This window comes from Pseudoduganella sp. R-32, assembly GCF_049913245.1.
GTDB lineage: Bacteria > Pseudomonadota > Gammaproteobacteria > Burkholderiales > Burkholderiaceae_D > Rugamonas.
On the sequence record NZ_CP183987.1, the window covers coordinates 5,324,876 to 5,346,143 of the forward strand.

A 21,268-nucleotide genomic window follows, 5' to 3' on the forward strand; every position below is an offset into this window, starting at 1 on the left:
CTCATTGTACGCCTGGCGGTGCGCACGCACAGTTGAGTGTTGCTTATTTGCTGTCGAAATTTGTGACGCCATCCCAGCCTGGTCCGGGCGGCTGCAAGCGGTAGTGCGCGATGCGTTCAAGGTAGAGGGAATACAAGGTGGCATGCGGGGCTGCCGCAGCCAGCGGCGCCAGCGCGTCGTGGGCCGCCTGCCACTGCTGGGCGCGCACCAGGGCCAGCACTTCATGCCAACGTTCCAGTTCGGCGCGCACCGCGGCGCCCTGCCCGCCTTCCAGCCCGAGCGGCTCGAAGATGGCCACAGGCTCCAGCTTGCCCTTCACCCGCACCAGGTCCAGTTCGCGCCAGGCGAATCCGGGCGCCGCCGCACGCGTTGCGGCGCCGACGACAATTCCCGCCCCGTACACCTTGGTGATGCCCTCCAGCCGCGATGCCAGGTTGACCGCATCGCCCATCACCGTATAGGCGCGGCGGATGCGCGACCCCATGTCGCCCACGTGCATCGGCCCGGTATTGATGCCGATGCCGATGCGCAACGCCGGCCAGCCGCGCTGCTCGAATTCCACGCTCAGGCGCCGGGCGCTGGCCTGCATCTCGAGGGCCGTTGCCACCGCCCGCGCGGCGTGGTCGGCGCAAGCCAGCGGCGCCCCCCAGAACGCCATCACCGCATCGCCAATATATTTGTCGAGGGTGCCGCGGTGGCGGTCGCGGATCTCTTCCGACATGGCCGTCAGGTAGCGGTTGATGTATTCGCGCAGTTCCTGCGGCGACAGGCTCTCGGCAATAGTGGTGAAGCCGCGCACGTCGACGAACATCACGCTCAGTTCGCGGCTGGCCCCTTCCATGCTGTAGGCCGCCGGGTTTTCCGCCATTTCCGCCACCAGTTCCGGCGCGACATATTCGCCAAAGCGCGACACCAGGGCACGCCCGCGGCGCACCTCGAAGAAATAGCCCCAAGCCAGGTTCAGCACGAACAGCCCGATCCCCAGCAGCAGCAAGGTGGCCATATTGAGCACGGCGTCGTAGCGGCGGTACAGCAGGAAGTTCAGCGCCACCGTCCCGGCCAGCGCCGCCAGCGACAGCAGGATGCCCCAGGCCGGCGCCAGCACCGGCAAGGCCAGCGCCAGCAGCCCGCCCAGCACCAGGGCTTGCAGGACTTCGATCTGGGTGGCCACGTCGGGCCGCTGCTTGAAACTGTCATCCAGGATCGACTTGACCAGGTTGGCATGGATTTCCACCCCCGGGTACTCGGCATTCACCGGCGTTGCGCGCAAGTCGTTCAAGCCCGGTGCGCTGGTCCCGACCAGCACGATGGCCCCGGCCAGCAGGTCCGGCCTGGCGCGCCCGGCCAGCACGTCGGCTGCCGGCACATAGCGGAAGGCGCCGCCGGCCGGCCCGCCGCGCCCGCGGAATTGCACGGTGTTGGCCAGGGCCTCCCCGACCGGGATGCGCAATTGTCCTTCGCGGTGGAACAGGGCGATGGCATCCAGGCCGCCGGCCTGGCGCTCGGCGGCACTGAGCGTATCGACCGTGCCCTGCCACAGCGGCGCAATGGCGCGCCCGCCCAGTGCGGCCGACACCGTGGCCAGCGCCAAGGTCGGGTAATAGCCGTCGCCGATGCGCTGCAGCAGCGCCGAGGAGCGCACCAGGCCGTCGCTGTCGACCAGAGCGGTGAAGATGCCGGCGCCCTGCGCCGCCTCCTGCAGCCGCGCGATATTGGCTTCGTAGCCCTGGGCCGTGTAAGCATCCAGCGTACGCCCGTTCAGGCTCTCGACCGTGAAAGCCGGCGCCGGCAGCACGCCCTTGCGCTGGCTGCCCGACAGGCTGTAGCCCAGCACCACCGGCTGGCCGCGCATGGCTGCCGCCAGCCGGCCGTCGTAATCGAGCTGCGGCTGCAAGCCCGCCAGTGCGCGCGCCAGCCCCGGCACCGCGTGCAATTCACCTTGCGCCAGCTGCTCCAGCACGCCATAGCCGGAACTGGTATCGGGCTCAGGGAAGGAAATATCAAAGCCCACCGCTGCCGCCTGATAAGGACCGGTCAATTGTTCGACCAGGCGCGCGATCTTGTCGCGGCTCCAGGGAAAGCGCCCCACTTCGGCCAGGCTGCGCTCGTCGATATCGACGATCACGATGCGCGGGTCCAGTTCAGGCTTTTCCAGCCGCATGCGCAGCCCGGCAAAGAAGCTGTCCATGCGCGCCAGCGATTCCGACGGCAGCACCTGCACCAGTTGCAGCACCGCCAGCGCCGTGAGCAGTAGCCCCAGCAGCCAGCGCGCGCCGTAGCGCTGCAACAGCTTGCGCATCACGGGCGGTACCCTGGGATGCGCGTTTCATCGACCGCGTCAACCTGGCGCGGGTCCATGTATTGCCTTGCAAATTCCAGGTAAACCTTGCGGCGGATGAAGATGTCGAACAGGTCGGGATCGATATGCCCGTTCAGGCTGAACTTGCCGAGGATCTCCAGCGATTCGGACAGCATCTTGCCTTTCTTGTAGGGCCGGTCGCGCGCGGTCAGCGCCTCGAAAATATCGGCGATCGCCATCACCCGCGCCGGCACCGACATCTGCTCGCGCACCAGCCCGCGCGGATAGCCCTTGCCGTCCATCCGTTCGTGGTGGCCGCCCGCATATTCCGGCACCTGCTGCAGGTGGTGCGGCCAGGGCAGCGATTCCAGCATGCGCACCGTGACCACGATGTGGTTGTTGATCACCTTGCGCTCGGCTTCGGTCAGGGTGCCGAAGCGGATGGTCAGGTTTTCCACCTCGTCTTCGCTGAGCAGGGCATGCTCCTGTCCGTCCGGCCCCATCCAGCGCCGCTGCGCGATCTCACGCACGCGCTGCTGCTCCTGCGGCGCCATGCCCTCTCCGCCGATATTGGCAAGGCGCAGGAAGTCCCGTTCGGCGCGCAAGCCGGCCTGCTCCGCCGCCAGCGCCGCCTGCAACGCAGAGCGCTCGCCGCCGGCCAGCTCGGCGCGCAGCGCACGCAGTTCTGCGTCGCGCAGCAGCACCTCAAAGCGGGTGTCGAGCAGGCCGATGCGGTCGTAAATGGTTTGCAGCTTGGTGGCCTTGTCCACCACGTGCACCGGGGTCGTGATCTTGCCGCAATCGTGCAGCAGGCCGGCCAGCCAAAGCTGCTTGCGCTCGCCCTCGGACAGGCGGAAGCCGGCCAGCGGGCCGCTATCGGCGGCGTGCGCGGCGTCGGCCAGCATCATGGTCAATACCGGCACCAGCTGGCAATGGCGCCCGGTGTACGGCGACTTTTCGTCGATGCCGATGTTGATCAGGTTGACCAGTGCTTCCAGCAGTTGCTCCAGCTGGGCCACCAATTGTTGCTTGGTCAGCGCTACGGCCGCCTGCGCCGCCAGCGCCTCGATGAAGCGCTGGTCGGTGGCGCTGAACACGCCGTCGGCGTTGCGCGCGTTGACCAGTTGCAGCACGCCCAGCAACTGGCCTTCATGATTGCGCATCGGCACCGTCAGGATCGAGCGGGTGCGGTAGGCAAAGCGCTGGTCGAACTGGCGCATGCCGGAAAAATTGAATTCGCTGGCCTGGTAGACATCGTCGATATTCACCGCGCAACCCTGGTTGGCGGCGTAGGCCGCCACCGAATCGAGCTTGGGCGCTCCCTGCGCATCGACCAACGGCACTGGCGCGATATCGATGGCAGCGCCGCTGCTGCCGCCCAGGTGCAGGCCCAGCGTGTCGTTGACGGTGATATGGAAATGCAGCTTGCTGCGGCTGGCGTCGGGACGGTACAGGGTGCCGCCGTCGGCATGGGTCAGGTGCTTGGCCGCCAGCAGGATGCGCTCGAGCAGCACGCCGGTATCCTGCCCGTCGCCAAGGGCGACGCTCAGTTCGGTCAGCTGCTCCAGCCGAGCCGCTATCTGGGTCGGGGTCAAGTCTTCCATGAGGCAAGTGTATCCCTGCCGCGCCGGCGCACACAAGAAACTGCCGATGCCGGGCAAAAAAACGCTATCATCCCCTTGTCAATTCGACCATGGGACCCGTGATGAAATTCAAGTTCTGGGGCGTGCGCGGCTCCATCCCGGCGCCCGGGCCTCGTACGGTGCGCTACGGCGGCAACACCACTTGCATTGAAGTACGCAGCGACGACGGCACCCTGATCGTGCTGGACGCCGGCACCGGCCTGTTTCCGCTGGCGCAATCCCTGCTGGCCGATGCCAGGCGCCCGATCGAAGCCAACCTGTTCATCAGCCATAGCCACTGGGACCACATCCACGGACTGCCCTTCTTCTCTCCCTTGTTCCTGAAAGACAGCCGGGTGCGCCTGCACGGCGCCGGCGACCCGGCCAGCGGCAAGGGCATCGAGCACGTGATGGGGGTCCAGCTGCAGTACAGCTACTTCCCGGTCGGCGAAGCGCAGATGGGCGCAACCATCGAGTACCGCACGCTGGAGCCGGGCGATGCGGTCGAGGTAGGCGATGCCCGCGTGCGCCACGCGCTGATGAACCACCCGGTGACGGACCTTGGCTACCGCATCGAGTGCAACGGCAAGTCGCTGTTCTTCACCGGCGACCACGAGCCGCCCGGCAGCGCCGAACACGTAGCCGCCATCGATGCCATGGTGCAGGGCGTCGATGCGCTGATTGCCGACTGCTCCTACACGCGCGAGGAATATCCGTCCAAAGTAGGCTGGGGCCACGGCACTTTCGACAGCGCCCTGGCGCTGGCCCTGCGCTGCGGCGTGCGCCGCCTGTACTGCACCCACCACGAACCGACCCGCAGCGACGACGAGTTGGAAGCCGTTTTCGCCGACGCCATGGCGCGCCACGCCGGGCAACTGGACGGCCTGCAAGTGTTCCTCGCCTACGAGGGACTGGAAGTCAACCTTTGAGCCCGCAAGCATGAGCGAAACCGACCAACTGCCTGATACCAGTTCCAGCGCCGAAACCGAACGCCGCCTGGCCTTCTTCCGCAAGCTGCAAGCCGTCACCACCAAGATCCACGCCACCAGCAACCTGGACGAAATCATGCTCGACCTGGGCATGGAGTTCTGCGACCTGTTCGAATGCGACCGCTTCACCCTGTATGCGATGAACGACGAGAAGAACTATATCGTCTCCAAGGTGAAGACCGGCATGACCAGCTTCCGCGACCTCAAGCTGGCCATCAACGCTTCCAGCATTGCCGGCTACGTCGCCATGACGCGCCAGACGCTGAACATCCGCGACGTCTATGACGCCGACGAATTGCGCCGCATTTCGCCCGAATTGCACTTCCAGCAGGGCGTCGACCAGCGCACCGGCTACCGCACGCGCCAGATGCTGGTGGCGCCGCTGGTGGCGATGGCCCATGACCGCCTGCTGGGCGTGGTCCAGTTCATCAATACGCGCAACGGCCAGCCCTTCTCCTCCATCGCGCTGGAAGGCGTGCGCCAATTGGGCGACACCCTGGCCGTGGCCTTCAGCCAGCGCCTGAAACCGGCCCCGCTGCCGCGCACCCGCTACGATGCGCTGGTGGCCGACAGCGTGCTGTCGGCGCAGGAACTGGAGCAAGCCCTGCGCACCGCGCGCGAGAAGGAAGCCGATGTGGAAGCGGTGCTGGTGCAGGACTTCCACGTCAAGCCCGCAGTCCTCGGCGCGGCACTGTCCAAGTACTACACCATCCCGTACGAGCCGGCGCGGCCCGACCGCGTGCGGCCGGTCGACTTGCTGAAAAAGCTTCCGCTGCAATACCTCGAGGAGTCGGGCTGGCTGCCACTGGAGGAGAACCGCGACGGCCTGCTGGTGCTGACCATCGACCCAGACCGCGTGATGCAGTCGCACATCGTCAACCAGGTGTTCCCGCGCGTGCACGTCAACTACCGCGTCACCACGCGCGCCGAATTCGCCCAGACCCTGGGGCAGTTCTTCGGCACCGGCGATGCCACCAGCGTGGGCGAACTGCTGTCCGGCATGGGCGAGGATGGCGACAGCGACGTCGAGGCGCCGCAGGAGGTATCGGAAGCGGTCGAGAACGAGCTGGTCAAGCTGCTCAACAAGATCATCGTCGACGCGCACCGCCAGGGCGTGTCGGACATCCATATCGAACCGCTGCCGGGCAAGGGCAAGACCGGCATCCGCTTCCGCAAGGACGGGGTGCTGGTGCCCTACATCGAAATCCCAGCCTCCTACCGGGCCGCCATGGTGGCGCGCATCAAGATCATGTGCGACCTCGATATTTCCGAGCGCCGCAAGCCGCAGGATGGCAAGATCAAATTCAAGAAATACGGCCCGCTCGACATCGAATTGCGGGTGGCCACCATCCCTTCGGCCGGCGGCGTCGAAGACGTGGTGATGCGTATCTTGGCGGCGGGCGAGCCGATCCCGCTCGACAAGCTGGGCGTGCTGCCGGCCAACCTGGACCGCCTGCGCGCCACGGTGGAAAAGCCCTACGGCCTGTTCTTCGTATGCGGCCCGACCGGTTCCGGCAAGACCACCACCCTGCACTCGGTGCTGAACTACCTGAACACGCCCGAAACCAAGATCTGGACCGCGGAAGACCCGGTGGAGATCACGCAGAAAGGCTTGCGCCAGGTGCAGGTCAACCGCAAGGCCGGCCTGGAATTTTCCACCGTGATGCGCGCCTTCCTGCGCGCCGACCCGGACATCATTATGGTCGGCGAGATGCGCGACAAGGAAACCGTCAGCATGGGCATCGAAGCTTCGCTGACCGGCCACCTGGTGTTCTCCACCCTGCACACCAACAGCGCGCCGGAATCGGTGGTGCGCCTGCTCGACATGGGCATGGACCCGTTCAATTTCGCCGATGCGCTGCTCGGCATCCTGGCGCAGCGCCTGGCCAAGCGCTTGTGCGGCAATTGCAAGGAGGCTTACCAGCCGGGCGAAGCGGAACTCGACCTGCTGCTGTCTGAATACTGCGAAGAACTGCAGAACACTTCCGCGTTCCAGCGTGACGCGCTGGCCGCGCGCCAGCAGGTAGTGGCAGGCTGGCGCGAGCGCTATGCCGACGCCGAAGGCCGCTTCACGCTATACCGGCCGGTCGGCTGCGAACAGTGCAACAAGGGCTACCGCGGCCGCGTCGGCCTGCACGAATTGATGATCGGCACCGACCGCGTGAAAAAGCTGCTGCAGGAGCATGCGCGCGTCGCGCAGTTGCTGGCGGCCGCGCTGGAAGACGGCATGCTGACTTTGAAAATGGACGGGATCGAAAAGGTCCTGCTGGGTATTACCGATATCAAGGCCGTGCGCCAGGTGTGCATCAAATGATCTCCCACATCTTCCTGGGTGCCGCCGATTTCGAGGCAGCCTTCCGCTTCCATGGCGCCGTGATGGCGGCCTTGGGCCACAAGCTGCGCTTCCGCGACGATACGCGGCCCTGGGCCGGCTGGCAGCCGGCAGAAGGCGGCCGTCCGCTATTCCTGGTCGGCCGCCCGTTCGACGGCCAAGCGGCAGGCGCCGGCAACGGCCAGATGGTGGCCCTGGCGGCGCCATCGCGAGCGGTCGTCGACGCCGCCTACGCCGCGGCGCTGGCCCATGGCGGCAGCTGCGAAGGGCCGCCCGGCCTGCGACCGCACTACCATCCCGACTATTACGGCGCCTACTTCCGCGACCCGCACGGCAACAAGCTGTGCGTGGTCTGCCACGACCCGGCCTAAAGCGTGCGGCCGCGGTCGCCGGTGATCGCCTGCAGCGTGCCATCCAGTTTCGCTGTCAACACCAGCGCATCCGCCTCGCCCGGCAGCAGCTTGTACATGAAAGTCGTCGCGCCAAGGCGCCCGTCCGGCATGGTAGCGAATTGCGGGATCTCGCCGCAGCGCTCATAGCCAAGCTTCAGGTACATGCCTTCCGCCGGTTCACCGCTGCAGGTGTCGAGCACGATCAGCGTGCGGCCCAGGGCACGCGCTGTCGCCTCCGCGTGACGCACCAACGCCTGCGCCACGCCTTGGCGGCGGGCGCGCGGGTGCACCAGCATCTTGGACAGTTCTGCGCGGTGGCGGCTGTTCGGCATGGCGGCCAGCACCAGTTGCAGCGTACCGTCGATCCGCCCGTCCGCGCCGCGCACGATGAACAGCCGGCGCTCGCCGCGCCCCACGGCGTCATGCAGGCCAAGCCAGAACGCCCGCGCCTCCTCGCGCGGGCATGGCAGTTCGAATCCTACGCTGGCGCCGGCCAGCACGCAGGCACGCAGCACTTCCGCCAATTGATCGGCGTGCGCCAGCACTCCGGCGCCATCCAGTTGTTCTATGGTTCGCATATCGCAATCAGGTAATGGGCCTGGTCCGGCCCGGGACAGGAAAAACGCGTCGCACCATGCAGGTGGAAGCGCAGGCAATCGCCCGGCTGCAGCCGGTGCAGGCTGCCGTCGATGGTGTAGTCCAGCACCCCCGACAGCATCCACATATGCTGCTCCAGGCCATTCACCGGCGGCTGCGCGTATTCGATCACGGCGCCGGGCGGCAGCCGTCCTTCGATCATCTCCGCCCGGAAGCCGCGCGCCGGCGGCGACACCATGCGGCGCACGAATCCGGTGGCCGGATCGTGCCACTCGGCCTGCTCGGCGCGGCGGATCAACTGCACCGGCGCCTGCTCCACTTCCGCGATCAGGCGCGACATCGGCATGCCGTAAACAGCGCACAGCTTGCCCAGCATTTCCGCCGTCGGGCTGGTTTCGCCGCGCTCCAGGCGCGACAAGGTAGCGCGGCTGATGCCGCTCTGCGCAGCCAGTTCCTCCAGCGACAGCATGCGCTCTTCGCGCAAGCCGGCCAGGCGCCGCACCAGGCGGTCTTCGAATGAATTTCCCATAATTGAGAATATATCCCAATTTTGAGAATTTGTGAGCAAAATAAAAGGGCGCCGCAGCGCCCCTTCGGGAATTACATGATGTGCTTGCCGACCCACCATGCCACCGCCGCCACGAAGGCGGAAGCAGGAATGGTAAAGATCCAGGCCCACACGATATTTCCTGCCACGCCCCAGCGCACGGCCGACATCTTCTGCGCCGAACCCACGCCGACGATCGCGCCGGTGATGGTGTGGGTGGTGGAGACGGGAACGCCCCAGAAGGACGCCATCAGCAGGGTGATCGCACCGCCGGTTTCGGCGCAGAAGCCGCCCACCGGTTTCAGCTTGGTGATCTTCTGGCCCATGGTCTTGACGATACGCCAGCCGCCGAACAGCGTGCCGAACGAGATCGCGCCGTAGCAGGCCACGATGACCCACACCGGCGGCGCCGCGTCGCCGGCAGCCACATGGCCGGAAGCGATCAGCAGCATCCAGATGATGCCCATGGTCTTCTGCGCGTCGTTGCCGCCGTGGCCCAGCGAGTAGCCGGCCGCGGACAGCAGCTGCAGCCGGCGGAACCAGCCGTCAACTTTGCGCGGGGTCGATTTCACAAAGACCCACGACACGATCAGCATGATCAGCGAACCAAGCACGAAGCCCAGCAGCGGCGCCACGACGATGAACACCACGGTCTTGATCAAGCCGCCGGAGATCAGCGCGCCGGTACCGGACTTGGCCACCGCTGCGCCCACCAGGCCGCCGATCAGGGCGTGCGAGGACGAGGATGGAATGCCGTAGTACCAGGTGATCACGTTCCAGACGATCGCCCCTATCAGCGCGCCGAAGATGACGTAATGGTCGATCACCGAGGGTTCGATGGTTCCCTTGCCGATGGTGGTCGCCACTTTCAGGCCGACCACGAATATCGCGATGAAGTTGAAAAAGGCAGCCATCATCACGGCGGTCTGCGGTTTCAGCACGCCGGTGGACACCACCGTGGCGATCGCATTCGCGGCGTCGTGGAAGCCGTTCATGAAGTCGAACACCAGTGCGAGGAAGACCAGTGCCCCCAGCGCCCAGATGCTAATTTCGAGGTTGCTCATGAAATGATCTTTTTAATTATGCGTTTTCGACGATGATGCCTTCGATGATGTTGGCAACATCTTCGCAGCGGTCGGTGACGGTTTCCAGGATCTCGTAGATAGCCTTCATCTTGATCAGGTTGCGCACGTCCGGTTCGTCGCGGAACAGCTTGGACATGGCAGCGCGCATCACGTGGTCGGCGTCCGATTCCAGGCGGTCGATCTCTTCGCAGATGCCGACGATCCGGGACGCATTGTCCATGTTCGACAGCAGGGCCACGGCATCCTTCACCTTTTCGGTGCAGGCCAGGACCAGTTCGGCCAGGCGCTTGGCTTCCGGGGTGACGGAGTGCAGGTCGTACAGCGACACGGTCTGGGCGGCGTCTTCCATCAGGTCCAGGATGTCGTCCATCTTGGTGATCAGCTTGTGGATGTCGTCGCGGTCCAGCGGGGTGATGAAAGTTTTGTGCAGCAGGTCCACCGCCTGGTAGGTGATCTTGTCAGCCTGCTTTTCGATGCTTTCGATGGCGTGGACACGGTTTTCCAGGTCGTCGAAATTGGCCATCAGGCCCAGCATCTCTTTGGCGCCCTTCACGCAAAGTTCGGCATGCTGGTTAAACATGTCAAAGAATTTGCCCTCCGAGGGCATCAAGCGTCCAAACATTTTTGTTCTCCGTTGGTTGATTCGTAGATACTGCAGCATGGCCACCCAGCGTGGCCCGCCTGGTAATCAGTCGCCTTGGTAGATCGACAGGTTACCGGTGTAATTGCCAAACTTGGTGTACGCACCGATCCAGGTCAGGCGCACCGCACCGATTGGACCGTTACGCTGCTTGCCGATAATGATCTCGGCGGTACCTTTATCCGGCGAGTCCGGGTTATAGACTTCGTCGCGATACAGGAAAATGATCACGTCCGCGTCCTGCTCGATAGCGCCGGATTCGCGCAGGTCGGACATAACGGGACGTTTATTGGGACGTTGTTCCAGCGAGCGGTTCAGCTGGGATAGCGCAATGACGGGGCAATGCAGCTCTTTGGCCAGTCCCTTCAGGGAACGCGAGATCTCGGAGATCTCGGCCGAGCGGTTGTCGCCCGGCTGGCTGCCCTGCATCAGTTGCAGGTAGTCGACCACGATCAGGCCCAGCTTGCCGCATTGGCGGGCCAGGCGACGCGCACGGGCGCGCATCTCGATCGGGTTCAGTGCCGGGGTCTCGTCGATGTAGACCTGGGCTTCATTCATTTTCTGGATGGCGTGCGTCAGGCGCGGCCAATCCTCGTCGATCAGTTTGCCGGTACGCAGGCGGTGCTGGTCCAGCAGGCCGACCGAGCCAAGCATACGCATGGCCAGCTGCACGCCGCCCATCTCCATCGAGAACACGGCGACCGGCAGGCCCGCCTCCACCGCCACGTTTTCGGCGATGTTCATGGAAAATGCGGTCTTGCCCATTGATGGCCTGCCAGCAACAACCACCATGTCGCCAGGCTGCAGGCCGGAAGTCATTTTATCCAGGTCGGTCCAGCCGGTCGGCACGCCGGTGATTTCGGAGCTGGAGTCGCGCGAATACAGTTCGTCGATACGCTCCACCACCTGGGTCAGCAGCGGCTGCACCGGCAGCCAACCGGCGGCGCCGCGCGAACCGGCTTCGGCGATGGCGAAAATCTTTGCTTCCGCCTCGTCCAGGATCTGCTTCACGTCCTTGCCCTGCGGGCTGAAGGCGTTGCCCGACACTTCGTCGGCCACGGTAATCAGCTTGCGCAGCACGCCGCGGTCACGCACGATTTCCGCATAGCGGCGGATATTGGCGGCCGAAGGGGTGTTCTGCGCCATGGCGTTCAGGTAGGCCATGCCGCCCACCTCTTCCGCCTTGCCCAGCATGCTGAGGGCCTCGAACACGGTCACCACGTCGGCCGGCTTGCCCGAGTTAATCAGGCGAATCATCTGCTCGAAGATGATGCGGTGGTCGTAGCGGTAGAAGTCTTCCGCATTCATGAAGTCCGCAATACGGTCCCACGCCGCGTTGTCACGCAACAAACCACCGATGACAGATTGCTCTGCCTCGATCGAGTGCGGCGGGATGCGGAGGGAATCGACTTGTGGGTCGGACTGGGGTGCGGCGTTCATGGCGCGCATTATACCTGCTTCGGCAACGCCGTAATAATCCCTGAAAATAAAAAAAGCCGGGCGAACCCGGCTTTCTTGCTGTATTTACGACGCTGATTAAGCAGCTTCGCCAACAACAGCCACGGTCACTTCTGCGACCACGTCGGTGTGCAGGGCAACAGCCACTGGGAACTCGCCGGTGGTTTTCAGAGGACCGGTTGGCAGGCGCACAGCGGACTTTTCCACTGCGAAGCCAGCTTTGGTCAGGGCTTCAGCGATGTCGAAGTTGGTCACGGAACCGAACAGGCGGCCGTCAACGCCGGCTTTCTGCGACACGGTCACGGTCATGCCGTTCAGCTTCTCGCCTTGGGCTTGGGCAGCAGCCAGCTTGGCGGCAGCAGCTTTTTCCAGTTCGGCGCGCTTGGCTTCGAATTCAGCAACAGCAGCAGCGGTAGCGCGGCGTGCCAGTTTCTGAGGGATCAGGAAGTTACGGGCGTAGCCGTCTTTCACTTTCACCACGTCGCCCAGGTTGCCGACGTTAACAACTTTTTCCAGCAGGATGATTTGCATATTAATTCTCCAGGATCTCTGATCTGATCGCTAATTAAGCGTGGTGCAGATCGGTGTATGGCAGCAGGGCCAGGTAGCGGGCGCGCTTGATCGCGGTGTCAACTTGGCGCTGGTAGTGCGCCTTGGTGCCGGTCAGGCGTGCTGGCATGATCTTGCCGTTTTCCTGGATGAAATCTTTCAGGGTGTCTACGTCTTTGTAGTCCACTTGCTCAACGCCAGCGGCGGTGAAGCGGCAGAACTTCTTGCGCTTGAACAGTGGGTTTTGTTGCTTGCGCTTTTCTTTCAGCTTGAGCTTGTTTTTGTCGAACTTTTTACCGAATGCCATTTTAGGCTCCTGTATTTAAAAATTGCGCTGTTTAGACAGCACGAAAATCAATGATGTGAAACACCAGGGTTCTGCTATTGCGGTTCTTCTTGGCCAGGAAACCGGTGAACTCGTACAAGCCTCCAAGGGGCGCCTGACTGAATCGTTTTGACAACTCACCTGCCGCAACGGCAGGGACTTCAAACTCGGTCAGTCGGGCAATGCCTGCCTCTGTCTGCTGCGAACTGTGCTGCAAGCTTGCATTCACAATCGGCAGGCCGGCCGGGGTGTATCGAATCTCATCCCGTTCGGCGATCAGGGCGGTAACCCGGAGCTGGTTGTACAGACCGTCTCCTGTCAGGAATTAGGCCGCTGCAGGAGCTGCTGGGGCTTCGGCGCGATGGCTCTTGGCCGCGTCTTCACGCTGGACCGACTTCATCATCGGGGAAGGAGCGGTTTCCGCTTTCTTCATCTTGACGGTCAGGTGACGCAGCACGGCATCATTGAATTTGAATGCGGTTTCCAGCTCAACCAGGGTCTCGTTGTCGCATTCGATGTTCAGGCAGATGTAGTGTGCCTTGGCCAGTTTCTGGATCGAGTACGCCATTTGACGGCGGCCCCAATCTTCAACACGGTGCACGTTACCGCCGCGCGAGGTCACGCTGGTCTTGTAACGTTCGATCATCGCGGGCACTTGCTCGCTTTGGTCCGGGTGGACGATAAATACGATTTCGTAGTGACGCATTAATAACTCCCTTAAGGACTGTGAATATAGCCCACCCCGGCGTCAAGACGGGTGTGGGAAGAGGTAAGCCCGCAAGCATAGCAGACTTTGCCGGCCGGCTCAAGGTTTACTGATGGCGCGCAAAGCCCCCTGCCCGCTGGGCTGGCATGCCGGGGCATGGACCAGTCGACGCCGCCTGGAAGCTGCGCCCTTGCATTGCTCCGGGTAAGAACCCTGGATGACGCGCTGCTTGCCTGCGGCTTAATCGCCTGAGGCTTCGCCCCTCGCCGCCATGGCAGGCTGCGTCGCCTCAGACGATTGCAAGATCCCGGCGAGGAACCCGAGCCCGGCCGCCAGCCAGACCAGGGAGGCGACCACATCAAACGTCCACACACGATCGGGGAATTTGTACAAGTAAGGCACCACCAGCAGCCCGCGCAGCAGGCAAATCGCAGCAATCGTGCCCTGCGCCATTTGCGCAAATGGCAACCAGCGCAAGCGCCCTGCGCCAGCCAGCGCATACAAGGAGCAGATCAACATCAAGGCCCCTATGACTACCGCGCCAGCCGGCGCGAACCACGTCCCGGCGCGGGCTGATGCAACGACCTTGGGCGGCGCCTGCAGGAAGGCATACCACTCCGGCCCCAGCCAAGGCGCCGCGAAATGAATCACGGCACCGAACAAGGAAATCCCCGCCGCCAGCAAGAAAGCAAACCGTCCCATCCTGCCCTCCAATGGTTGTCGAAACATTATTAAGCCGAATATTTTCTGTCATTGCAACAAATTTGCTTGCAATTCCTTTCATACTGTACAAAAATACAGACTGTCTATATCCACAGTTCACCATAGCGCCATGATCAAGCTCACAGCACGACAAGAACAGATCCTCAACCTGATCAAGGATGCGATCGACAGCACCGGCTTCCCGCCTACCCGCGCCGAAATCGCGGCGGAGCTTGGCTTCAAGTCCGCCAATGCTGCAGAAGAACACTTGAAAGCCCTGCAACGCAAGGGCGCCATCGAAATTACCGCCGGCACCTCGCGCGGCATTCGCCTGACCGGCAACTTCGGCGGCCCGGCGACCGGTGCAGCAGCGCCGCGCCCGGCCGCTCGTGCCAATGTCGAATTCGACGACATGCCAGCCGTCCCGGCCGGCATGCTGGTTTCCCTGCCGCTGATCGGCCGCGTCGCCGCCGGCTCGCCCATCCTGGCCCAGGAAAACCTGGAGACCACCTACAGCGTCGACCCCAAGCTGTTCTCGGCCAAGCCGGACTTCCTGCTGAAGGTGCGCGGTGAATCGATGCGCGACATCGGCATCATGGACGGCGACCTGCTGGCCGTGAAAAAGACCGACAGCGCCCGCAATGGCCAGGTCGTGGTGGCTCGCATCGGCAACGATGTCACCGTCAAGACCTACCGCAAAACCGGCAGCAAGATCGAACTGCTGCCGGAAAATCCGGACTTCAAGGTGATCACAGTGACCGAAGAAGACGACTTCGCCCTGGAAGGCCTGGCCGTTGGCCTGATGCGAACCTGGCACTAAGACCGTCCTGCGCTCGGGGTGCGACGTGCGCCCTGGGCCTTTCTCCCGCGCTGGCCCGGCTGGCGCAATCCCTGCCCCTCCGCTGGCCCGCGCGCCGTTTTAAGCCAGCCTGCGCCCCCATTTCTGCATTCTGTCGCACTCGGGTTCCAAGACAAGGGCCGCTCGAGTTATCCTTCTTGCATCGAAAAAAGGAGAGGAGATCACATGCACGTCCGCCGTATCAGCTCGATCCTGTGCGCCTTGGCGCTGTCCATTTCCACCGCATACGCCGCCGCCCCGCAACAGCAGTTCGCCAACATGGGCGACCTGCAGCTTGAAAACAAAGCCACCATCAACGATTGCTCGATCGGCTACCGTACTTTCGGCACCCTCAACGCTGACAAATCAAACGTCATCCTGTTCACGACCTGGCACACCGGCACCAGCCGCGATGCGGCAGGGATGCTGCAAAGCGGCGCCCTGTTCGATCCGGCGCCATGGTACGTGATCGTGGTCGATGCACTGGGCAATGGCGTATCCTGCTCCCCTTCAAACAGCAAGACCCAACCCGGCCCCTCCTTTCCGCAGTTCTCGGTACGCGACATGGTCGCCAGCCAGCACAAGCTCCTGACCGAAAAACTGGGCATCAAGCACCTTCACGCCGTCATGGGCTACTCGATGGGCGGCATGCAGGCCTTCCAATGGGCCGCCAGCTACCCGGGCTTCATGGACGTAGCCATTCCCATCGCGGGCACACCGCGACTGACATCGTCCGACATGCTGTTCCTGCGCATCGTTGAAAAGTCGGTACTTGACGAGCCAGCCTACGCAGGCGGCCGCTATGCCCAGAACCCGGCGCTGCCAATGTATAACCTGCTGTTCGCAATGAACTTCGACAGCCCGGCGCATCGCAGCGCACGCACCGCGCCGAAGGACTTTGAAAAATTCTTCCGCGAGAGCCAGGCCTCCGATCCTGACGGCACTGACGCCAACAATTCCCTCTGGCAGATCCGCGCTGTACTGGGCCACGATATCGCCCAGGGCGGCAAGCTGGAAGACGCGGCGCCGCGCATCAAGGCGCGACTGGTCCCGATCAATGCAGCCCAAGACCACTTGGTCAACCCTGGGCCGGCAATCGCCTTCTCCAAGCTGCGCAAGGAAGAAGCCACCGTGCTTGACACCGACTGTGGCCACGCAGCGCTGCGCTGCGCCATGCCTGCCATGAAGGCCGTTGTGGAAAAAGCGCTACGCTAAACCTGCAGCCTGTCTAGCCAATCCTGCATTTCGTCGCAGCCACGCTCCCCGGGTGGCTGCGCTCACTTACAGTCACAAAAAGCACACCACAACCGGGGAGATTTGATGTTCAAGCCTTTCTGCATCGCAGCTGCGATGCTGGCGGCGCAATCCGCGTTCGCCTTCGACAACCAGGCCAACCACTACCGCCTCAGCATCGACAAGGATGCCAAACGCGCCCACGTCGAAGCCGACGTCTGGGTCGAGGGCCGCGACCTCGCGCTGTTCAACTGCATGCCGATACCGCAGCTCAAAAACGGCCAAGCCGACCTGATCGAAAAACTGCAAGTGCACGACATGGCCGGCAATGCCGTCGTCCTGAAAGACAAGGGCGAAGGCGAATACGACGTGGACGGCGACCGCCGCCTGCGCCTGTCTTACGACATCCGGCTGGAGCACGACAAATACCAATGGCCGGGCGGGAACGAAGAAGTGTCCTATCACACCGACGAAGGCTTGATGTCGGTCGGCTATCCATTGTTCATCGTCCCCGGCGAGAAAATGCTCGGGCAAACCGAAGTCACATTCGACCTGCCGATAGGATGGAAAGCCAATACGCCTTGGCGCAGCACCGGCAAGCCGGGCACCTTTTTGGTCGAGTCGCGGCGTGAACTGGTGAACAACGCCTTCTTCTTCGGCACGGCTCACGCGGAAACCTTCAAGGCGGGCGGTGTTGAAATGACGCTGGTGATGGGCAAGCAGTACTGGAAGCGTCGCGACGCCTTCATCTCCATGATCGACAAGCAGATGAACAGCTACCAGAAGCTGTATGGCCGCGGACCGGTCGCCGACCGCTTCCTGATCGTGATCAACCAGGGCGATAGCGGCGACGGCGGTGCGTTTGCCGGCTCCTTCAGCCAATACCTGAAAGACGACGGCAGCGAAGTCGCCCGTCCGATCTGGGGCAAGGTAATGGCGCACGAACTGGCCCATTTCTGGGATGGCCACTCGCTGGTGCCGAAGAACGAAAGCGAAGAGTGGTTCAAGGAAGGGGTGAACGACTACGTCACCGTGATCACCATGGCGCGCAACAAGCTGATGGACCGCAGCATGCTGATCCAGCAGCTGGAAAATCTCGCACGCGGCCAGAACGTCGCGCGCAACGTGCAAGGCTTGACCGTCACCGTACGCGAAGCGGTGAAGGACAAGCACCGCAACTGGCTGCTGGTCTACGGCGGCGGCACGATCGCCGGCCTGGCGATGGACGTCGAACTGCGCAAGGCCAGCAAGGGCAAGGTCAGCCTCGACACGCTGCTGAACGAGATGTACAAGGAGTTCGGGCACAAGGGCAAGCAATACGACCAGGCCGATATTGTCCGCATCGGCAAGGCGATCAGCGGCGTCGACCTCGACCCGCTGCTGAACAACATCGTCGCCACCAGCAAGGCGCCGGATCTGAGCCCGCTATTCAAGGAGATCGGCCTGCGCCTTGAGCAGTTCGGCATGCTGGAAACCTACCTGCTGCGCGACCCGGCCGCGACCGCCGAACAAAAGGCCCGCTTTAGCGCCATCTTCGGCGTCCCGTACTAAATAAAAGTCGGGGTCAGGTCTGGCAATCCGCCACGTTTTTCGCCATGCGAAAAACGTGGCGGATTGCCAGACCTGACCCCGACTTTGACCCCGACTTTCGTTTCTTAATCCAATGCGTTCTTGAAGTCGGCGATCAGGTCGGCGGTATCTTCGATGCCGACGGAGACGCGAATCAGGCTCTCGGCGATACCCATCGAAGCGCGGCGTTCGGGGCCCATCTCGTAGAAGATGGTGTGCGAGACCGGGATCACCAGCGTACGCGTGTCGCCGAGGTTGGAAGTCGGGATCGCGAGCTTCAGCTTGTTGAGGTAGTCGAAGCAGTCGATGCCCTCCTTCAGCTCGAAGCTCAGCAACGAGCCGAAGTCCTTGAACAGCTCCGCTGCGATGCCATGCTGCGGGTGCGATTTGAGGCCCGGGTAGTACACGGCTGCCACGCGCTCTTCGGCTTCCAGCATTTCGGCCAAGGCGCGCGCGTTGGCCGACGTGCGGTCCATGCGCAGTGCCAGCGTTTCGGCGCCGACGGCGATATGGTGTGCAGCTTCCGGCGCCAGCGATGCGCCGAAATCGCGCAGCGCCTTGGCGCGGATTTGCACCAGGCCCCACTGCACCGCTGGATTTTTCTTGTAGTTCTCGAAGATATTCGGGAACCTGGTCCAGTCGTAAGCGCCGGTGTCGGTCAGCGCGCCGCCCAGAGCGTTGCCATGGCCGCCGATGGATTTGGTCAGCGCATTCACCACCAGGCCCGCGCCCACGTCCTTCGGCCGGAACAGGTAGGGCGACGTCATCGTGTTGTCGACGATGTACAGGATACCGCGCGCGGCACACAGTTCACCGATGCGTTTGAGGTCGGCGATCTGGGTGCGCGGGTTGGCGATGGTCTCCACGAACACCATGCGGGTTTCGGGTTTCAGCGCGGCTGTCACATTGGCCACGTCGGTGGCGTCGACAAAGTCCACGCCCACGCCCTGCCCCGCCACGGTCTGCCACAGCGAGTTGGTATTCCCGAACAGGAACGACGACGACACGACATGGTCCCCGGCACGCAGCAGCGCCTGGAACACGGCGCCGATGGCGCCCATGCCCGTGGCGAAGCAGATCGTGCCCACGCCCTGCTCCATCTTGCTGACCTTGTCCTCCAGCGCGGCAACCGTCGGGTTGCCCTGGCGGCCGTAGCGGAATCCCGGCTCCTTGCCCTGGAATACCGACGCCAGCTGGCGCGCGTCGGCATAGCCGAACGTCACCGAGGTATGGATCGGCTTATGCAGGGAGCCGTGTTCGATGCCTTTCTGGCGGTCGTTGTGCAGGATGGTCGTCGTGAAGCCGTAGTTCTTCATCAGGATTCCGTCGTAGCAGTGTTCAGGTTCAGTTGCGTGCGTGCCGCGTCTTCGGCAACCTTGGCCTTGGTCGGGTTGTGGCGCGCCTGTTCGATGCGGTCCAGGTACTCGGCCGACACGTCGCCGGTGATGTACTTGCCGTCGAAGCAGGAGGCCTCGAACTCGGTCAACGCCGGGTTCACGTCGGCGATCGATTTCTTCAGGTCTTCCAGGTCCTGATAGACCAGCGCGTCGGCGGTGATTTCCTTGCAGATTTCGTCCAGCGTGCGGCCGTGGGCGATCAGTTCGTCGCGGGTCGGCATGTCGATGCCGTACACGTTCGGGTACAGCACTGGCGGTGCGGCGGAGGCGAAGATCACTTTCTTGGCGCCGGCTTCGCGCGCCATTTGCACGATCTCGCGCGAGGTGGTGCCACGCACGATCGAATCGTCCACCAGCAGCACGACCTTGTCCTTGAATTCGTCGCCGATGGCGTTCAGCTTCTGGCGCACGGATTTCTTGCGCATTGCCTGGCCCGGCATGATGAAGGTGCGGCCGATGTAGCGGTTCTTGATGAAGCCTTCGCGGTAATCCACACCCAGGCGCATCGCCAGCTGGATCGCGGCAGGACGCGAAGAGTCAGGGATAGGCATCACGACGTCCACGCCTTCGGCCAGGCCTTCGCGCTTGATCTTGTCGGCCAGGTATTCGCCCATCTTCAGGCGGGTGTTGTAGACCGAGGCGCCGTCAATCACCGAGTCGGGACGCGCCAGGTAGACATATTCGAACACGCATGGATTCAGTTTTGGCGCAGCGGCGCAGATCTGCGCATGCAGCTGGTTGTCGTTGTCGATGAAGATCGCTTCACCCGGCAACACGTCGCGCACGAAGCGGAAGCCCATGCCTTCCAGCGCGACGGATTCGGATGCGATCATGTATTCGGTGCCGTCGGCGGTTTCGTTCGCCCCCAGGCACAGCGGGCGGATGCCGTTCGGGTCGCGGAAGGCCAGCATGCCGCTGCCTGCGATCTGCGCCACCGCGGCATAGCCGCCGCGCACGCGCTTGATCAGCACCGTCACCGCCTGGAAGATGTTGGCCGGGGTCAGGGTGACGTCCGTGGAGGCTTTCTGGATCTCGTGCGCCAGCACGTTCAACAGCACTTCCGAATCGGAATCGGTGTTGATGTGGCGGCGGTCGTTCTTGAACATCTCGTCCTTGAGCTGTTCCCAGTTGGTCAGGTTGCCGTTGTGCGCCAGCGTGATGCCGAACGGCGCGTTGACGTAGAACGGCTGCGCTTCTTCTTCGCTGGAGGAACCGGCGGTCGGGTAGCGGCAGTGGCCGATACCGGAATTGCCGTTCAGCGAACGCATATTACGGGTACGGAACACGTCGCGCACCAGGCCATTGGCCTTGTGCATCGAGAACGTGTTGCTTTGGTTGGTTGCGATGCCTGCCGCATCCTGGCCGCGGTGCTGCAACAGCAGCAGCGCGTCATACAGCATCTGGTTGACTGGTTGGTGGGATACGACGCCGACGATGCCACACATGGTGTGCTCCTAAACTTGGTGCTGCGGATTTAAAGAATTCTAAAAATGGACATGCTCCGCCATCGCGGCGGGCAGGAATGGTTTCACGGTACGCACGCCGGATTCCGCCACGGGACTCAACAGCGCGCCTTTCCAGAATTCCTGCTTGGGCATGGAGGTCATCCCACACAATATGACGCCGGCCAGCACAATCACAATGCCCCGGCCGAGCCCGAACAGGGCTCCCAGGCCGCGGTCGGCGAACGACAGGCCGCCGGCTTCGATCAGCGCATTGATTGCCATGGTCAACAAGGCCATGAGGATGAGCACTCCGATAAACAGCGCAATGAAGGCAACGATCAGGCGCACCACCTCGCCCGGCAGGGCTTCCGGCAGCATGGGCGCGAGCCATGGACCGTAAGCGTTGGCGATGACGAAGGCAACGATCCAGCCAGCCAGCGACAATACTTCCTTGACCAGGCCGCGCATGGTACTGATGACGATGGATGCGATCAGCACGAAAATAACCAGGTAATCGAAAATCGTCACGTCAGCGCAGCCTCA

The 21,268-nt window shown here is 63.1% G+C and carries 21 protein-coding genes; 6 read left to right on the plus strand and 15 right to left on the minus strand.

The window, feature by feature from the left end; genetic code table 11:
• Positions 1 to 43: 43 nt before the first annotated feature.
• Together ACN9MU_RS24305 and ACN9MU_RS24310 are read right to left on the minus strand one after the other, a co-directional pair.
• Positions 44 to 2,299, minus strand: a complete 2,256-nt coding sequence (locus ACN9MU_RS24305; protein ID WP_426337660.1) for a CHASE2 domain-containing protein — start codon at positions 2,297 to 2,299, stop codon at positions 44 to 46.
• Positions 2,299 to 3,903 carry a GAF and HD-GYP domain-containing protein gene (locus tag ACN9MU_RS24310; protein ID WP_426318814.1) on the minus strand — a complete coding sequence of 535 codons (1,605 nt, stop codon included), beginning with the start codon at positions 3,901 to 3,903 and terminating at the stop codon, positions 2,299 to 2,301. Before ACN9MU_RS24310 ends, ACN9MU_RS24305 begins: the two co-directional genes overlap by 1 nt.
• Positions 3,904 to 4,004: 101 nt before the next feature.
• On the opposite strand from ACN9MU_RS24310, the gene ACN9MU_RS24315 reads away from it, so the two are divergent.
• From ACN9MU_RS24315 to ACN9MU_RS24325, 3 genes are read left to right on the plus strand one after another with little or no spacing between them, the layout of a single operon-like run.
• On the plus strand, positions 4,005 to 4,850 hold the full coding sequence (locus ACN9MU_RS24315) for an MBL fold metallo-hydrolase (RefSeq protein ID WP_426163360.1): 846 nt from the start codon (positions 4,005 to 4,007) through the stop codon (positions 4,848 to 4,850).
• Positions 4,851 to 4,860: 10 nt separating this feature from the next.
• Positions 4,861 to 7,224 carry a GspE/PulE family protein gene (locus ACN9MU_RS24320; protein ID WP_426318815.1) on the plus strand — a complete coding sequence of 788 codons (2,364 nt, stop codon included), beginning with the start codon at positions 4,861 to 4,863 and terminating at the stop codon, positions 7,222 to 7,224.
• A complete protein-coding gene (locus ACN9MU_RS24325) occupies positions 7,221 to 7,613 on the plus strand; it encodes a VOC family protein (protein WP_426318816.1) in 393 nt (130 codons plus the stop codon). The genes ACN9MU_RS24320 and ACN9MU_RS24325 overlap by 4 nt, the downstream gene beginning before the upstream one ends.
• Here ACN9MU_RS24325 and ACN9MU_RS24330 read toward each other — a convergent pair.
• The 10 genes from ACN9MU_RS24330 to ACN9MU_RS24375 all read right to left on the minus strand — a co-directional run bounded on the left by ACN9MU_RS24330 (position 7,610) and on the right by ACN9MU_RS24375 (position 14,243).
• Positions 7,610 to 8,212, minus strand: a complete 603-nt coding sequence (locus tag ACN9MU_RS24330; protein ID WP_426318817.1) for a GNAT family N-acetyltransferase — start codon at positions 8,210 to 8,212, stop codon at positions 7,610 to 7,612. The genes ACN9MU_RS24325 and ACN9MU_RS24330 overlap by 4 nt on opposite strands.
• Positions 8,200 to 8,760, minus strand: a complete 561-nt coding sequence (locus tag ACN9MU_RS24335) for a helix-turn-helix domain-containing protein (RefSeq protein ID WP_426163369.1) — start codon at positions 8,758 to 8,760, stop codon at positions 8,200 to 8,202. The genes ACN9MU_RS24330 and ACN9MU_RS24335 overlap by 13 nt, the downstream gene beginning before the upstream one ends.
• 71 nt (positions 8,761 to 8,831) lie before the next feature.
• Positions 8,832 to 9,842 (minus strand): anion permease, encoded by a 1,011-nt coding sequence (locus tag ACN9MU_RS24340; protein ID WP_426163371.1) that lies wholly within the window; start codon positions 9,840 to 9,842, stop codon positions 8,832 to 8,834.
• A 16-nt stretch (positions 9,843 to 9,858) separates the two neighbouring features.
• Positions 9,859 to 10,485: a DUF47 domain-containing protein gene (locus tag ACN9MU_RS24345; protein WP_426163373.1), complete on the minus strand. Its 627-nt coding sequence runs from the start codon at positions 10,483 to 10,485 to the stop codon at positions 9,859 to 9,861.
• A 66-nt stretch (positions 10,486 to 10,551) separates the two neighbouring features.
• Positions 10,552 to 11,943: a replicative DNA helicase gene (locus ACN9MU_RS24350; RefSeq protein ID WP_130312785.1), complete on the minus strand. Its 1,392-nt coding sequence runs from the start codon at positions 11,941 to 11,943 to the stop codon at positions 10,552 to 10,554.
• Between the two features lie 96 nt (positions 11,944 to 12,039).
• Positions 12,040 to 12,492 (minus strand): 50S ribosomal protein L9, encoded by a 453-nt coding sequence (gene rplI / locus ACN9MU_RS24355; protein WP_055931250.1) that lies wholly within the window; start codon positions 12,490 to 12,492, stop codon positions 12,040 to 12,042.
• Between the two features lie 34 nt (positions 12,493 to 12,526).
• Entirely contained in the window at positions 12,527 to 12,817 is a 291-nt protein-coding gene (gene rpsR / locus ACN9MU_RS24360; RefSeq protein ID WP_057259638.1) for a 30S ribosomal protein S18, read from the minus strand.
• Positions 12,818 to 12,848: 31 nt separating this feature from the next.
• A complete protein-coding gene (gene priB, locus ACN9MU_RS24365; protein ID WP_028104934.1) occupies positions 12,849 to 13,142 on the minus strand; it encodes a primosomal replication protein N in 294 nt (97 codons plus the stop codon).
• 18 nt (positions 13,143 to 13,160) lie between these two features.
• Positions 13,161 to 13,541, minus strand: a complete 381-nt coding sequence (gene rpsF, locus ACN9MU_RS24370; protein WP_090438998.1) for a 30S ribosomal protein S6 — start codon at positions 13,539 to 13,541, stop codon at positions 13,161 to 13,163.
• Positions 13,542 to 13,781: 240 nt separating this feature from the next.
• Entirely contained in the window at positions 13,782 to 14,243 is a 462-nt protein-coding gene (locus tag ACN9MU_RS24375) for a hypothetical protein (protein WP_426163379.1), read from the minus strand.
• 130 nt (positions 14,244 to 14,373) lie between these two features.
• Between ACN9MU_RS24375 and lexA the strand changes: the two genes are divergently transcribed.
• The 3 genes from lexA (at position 14,374) to ACN9MU_RS24390 (ending at position 17,865) form a co-directional block, all read left to right on the plus strand.
• Positions 14,374 to 15,063, plus strand: a complete 690-nt coding sequence (gene lexA / locus ACN9MU_RS24380; protein ID WP_426163381.1) for a transcriptional repressor LexA — start codon at positions 14,374 to 14,376, stop codon at positions 15,061 to 15,063.
• A gap of 204 nt (positions 15,064 to 15,267) precedes the next feature.
• Complete coding sequence (locus ACN9MU_RS24385; RefSeq protein ID WP_426163383.1) at positions 15,268 to 16,296, plus strand: alpha/beta fold hydrolase; 1,029 nt, start codon at positions 15,268 to 15,270, stop codon at positions 16,294 to 16,296.
• A 105-nt stretch (positions 16,297 to 16,401) separates the two neighbouring features.
• Positions 16,402 to 17,865: a hypothetical protein gene (locus ACN9MU_RS24390; protein WP_426343575.1), complete on the plus strand. Its 1,464-nt coding sequence runs from the start codon at positions 16,402 to 16,404 to the stop codon at positions 17,863 to 17,865.
• A gap of 104 nt (positions 17,866 to 17,969) precedes the next feature.
• Here the strand turns inward: ACN9MU_RS24390 and ACN9MU_RS24395 are convergent, their stop codons facing one another.
• From ACN9MU_RS24395 to ACN9MU_RS24405, 3 genes are read right to left on the minus strand one after another with little or no spacing between them, the layout of a single operon-like run.
• Positions 17,970 to 19,199 carry a cystathionine gamma-synthase family protein gene (locus tag ACN9MU_RS24395; RefSeq protein ID WP_426343576.1) on the minus strand — a complete coding sequence of 410 codons (1,230 nt, stop codon included), beginning with the start codon at positions 19,197 to 19,199 and terminating at the stop codon, positions 17,970 to 17,972.
• Positions 19,199 to 20,725, minus strand: coding sequence for an amidophosphoribosyltransferase (purF, locus tag ACN9MU_RS24400; protein WP_426163389.1), 1,527 nt, complete (start codon positions 20,723 to 20,725; stop codon positions 19,199 to 19,201). The genes ACN9MU_RS24395 and purF overlap by 1 nt, the downstream gene beginning before the upstream one ends.
• 39 nt (positions 20,726 to 20,764) lie before the next feature.
• Positions 20,765 to 21,253 (minus strand): CvpA family protein, encoded by a 489-nt coding sequence (locus tag ACN9MU_RS24405; RefSeq protein ID WP_426336230.1) that lies wholly within the window; start codon positions 21,251 to 21,253, stop codon positions 20,765 to 20,767.
• Between the last annotated feature and the right edge of the window lie 15 nt (positions 21,254 to 21,268).

Excerpts from the sequence above, each read along its gene's own strand:
- ACN9MU_RS24305 (WP_426337660.1), bottom strand. The coding sequence starts at position 2,299 with ATGCGCAAGCTGTTGCAGCGCTACGGCGCGCGCTGGCTGCTGGGGCTA.
- ACN9MU_RS24310 (WP_426318814.1), bottom strand. The coding sequence starts at position 3,903 with ATGGAAGACTTGACCCCGACCCAGATAGCGGCTCGGCTGGAGCAGCTG.
- ACN9MU_RS24315 (WP_426163360.1), top strand. The coding sequence starts at position 4,005 with ATGAAATTCAAGTTCTGGGGCGTGCGCGGCTCCATCCCGGCGCCCGGG.
- ACN9MU_RS24320 (WP_426318815.1), top strand. The coding sequence starts at position 4,861 with ATGAGCGAAACCGACCAACTGCCTGATACCAGTTCCAGCGCCGAAACC.
- ACN9MU_RS24325 (WP_426318816.1), top strand. The coding sequence starts at position 7,221 with ATGATCTCCCACATCTTCCTGGGTGCCGCCGATTTCGAGGCAGCCTTC.
- ACN9MU_RS24330 (WP_426318817.1), bottom strand. The coding sequence starts at position 8,212 with ATGCGAACCATAGAACAACTGGATGGCGCCGGAGTGCTGGCGCACGCC.
- ACN9MU_RS24335 (WP_426163369.1), bottom strand. The coding sequence starts at position 8,760 with ATGGGAAATTCATTCGAAGACCGCCTGGTGCGGCGCCTGGCCGGCTTG.
- ACN9MU_RS24340 (WP_426163371.1), bottom strand. The coding sequence starts at position 9,842 with ATGAGCAACCTCGAAATTAGCATCTGGGCGCTGGGGGCACTGGTCTTC.
- ACN9MU_RS24345 (WP_426163373.1), bottom strand. The coding sequence starts at position 10,485 with ATGTTTGGACGCTTGATGCCCTCGGAGGGCAAATTCTTTGACATGTTT.
- ACN9MU_RS24350 (WP_130312785.1), bottom strand. The coding sequence starts at position 11,943 with ATGAACGCCGCACCCCAGTCCGACCCACAAGTCGATTCCCTCCGCATC.
- rplI (WP_055931250.1), bottom strand. The coding sequence starts at position 12,492 with ATGCAAATCATCCTGCTGGAAAAAGTTGTTAACGTCGGCAACCTGGGC.
- rpsR (WP_057259638.1), bottom strand. The coding sequence starts at position 12,817 with ATGGCATTCGGTAAAAAGTTCGACAAAAACAAGCTCAAGCTGAAAGAA.
- rpsF (WP_090438998.1), bottom strand. The coding sequence starts at position 13,541 with ATGCGTCACTACGAAATCGTATTTATCGTCCACCCGGACCAAAGCGAG.
- ACN9MU_RS24375 (WP_426163379.1), bottom strand. The coding sequence starts at position 14,243 with ATGGGACGGTTTGCTTTCTTGCTGGCGGCGGGGATTTCCTTGTTCGGT.
- lexA (WP_426163381.1), top strand. The coding sequence starts at position 14,374 with ATGATCAAGCTCACAGCACGACAAGAACAGATCCTCAACCTGATCAAG.
- ACN9MU_RS24385 (WP_426163383.1), top strand. The coding sequence starts at position 15,268 with ATGCACGTCCGCCGTATCAGCTCGATCCTGTGCGCCTTGGCGCTGTCC.
- ACN9MU_RS24390 (WP_426343575.1), top strand. The coding sequence starts at position 16,402 with ATGTTCAAGCCTTTCTGCATCGCAGCTGCGATGCTGGCGGCGCAATCC.
- ACN9MU_RS24395 (WP_426343576.1), bottom strand. The coding sequence starts at position 19,199 with ATGAAGAACTACGGCTTCACGACGACCATCCTGCACAACGACCGCCAG.
- purF (WP_426163389.1), bottom strand. The coding sequence starts at position 20,725 with ATGTGTGGCATCGTCGGCGTCGTATCCCACCAACCAGTCAACCAGATG.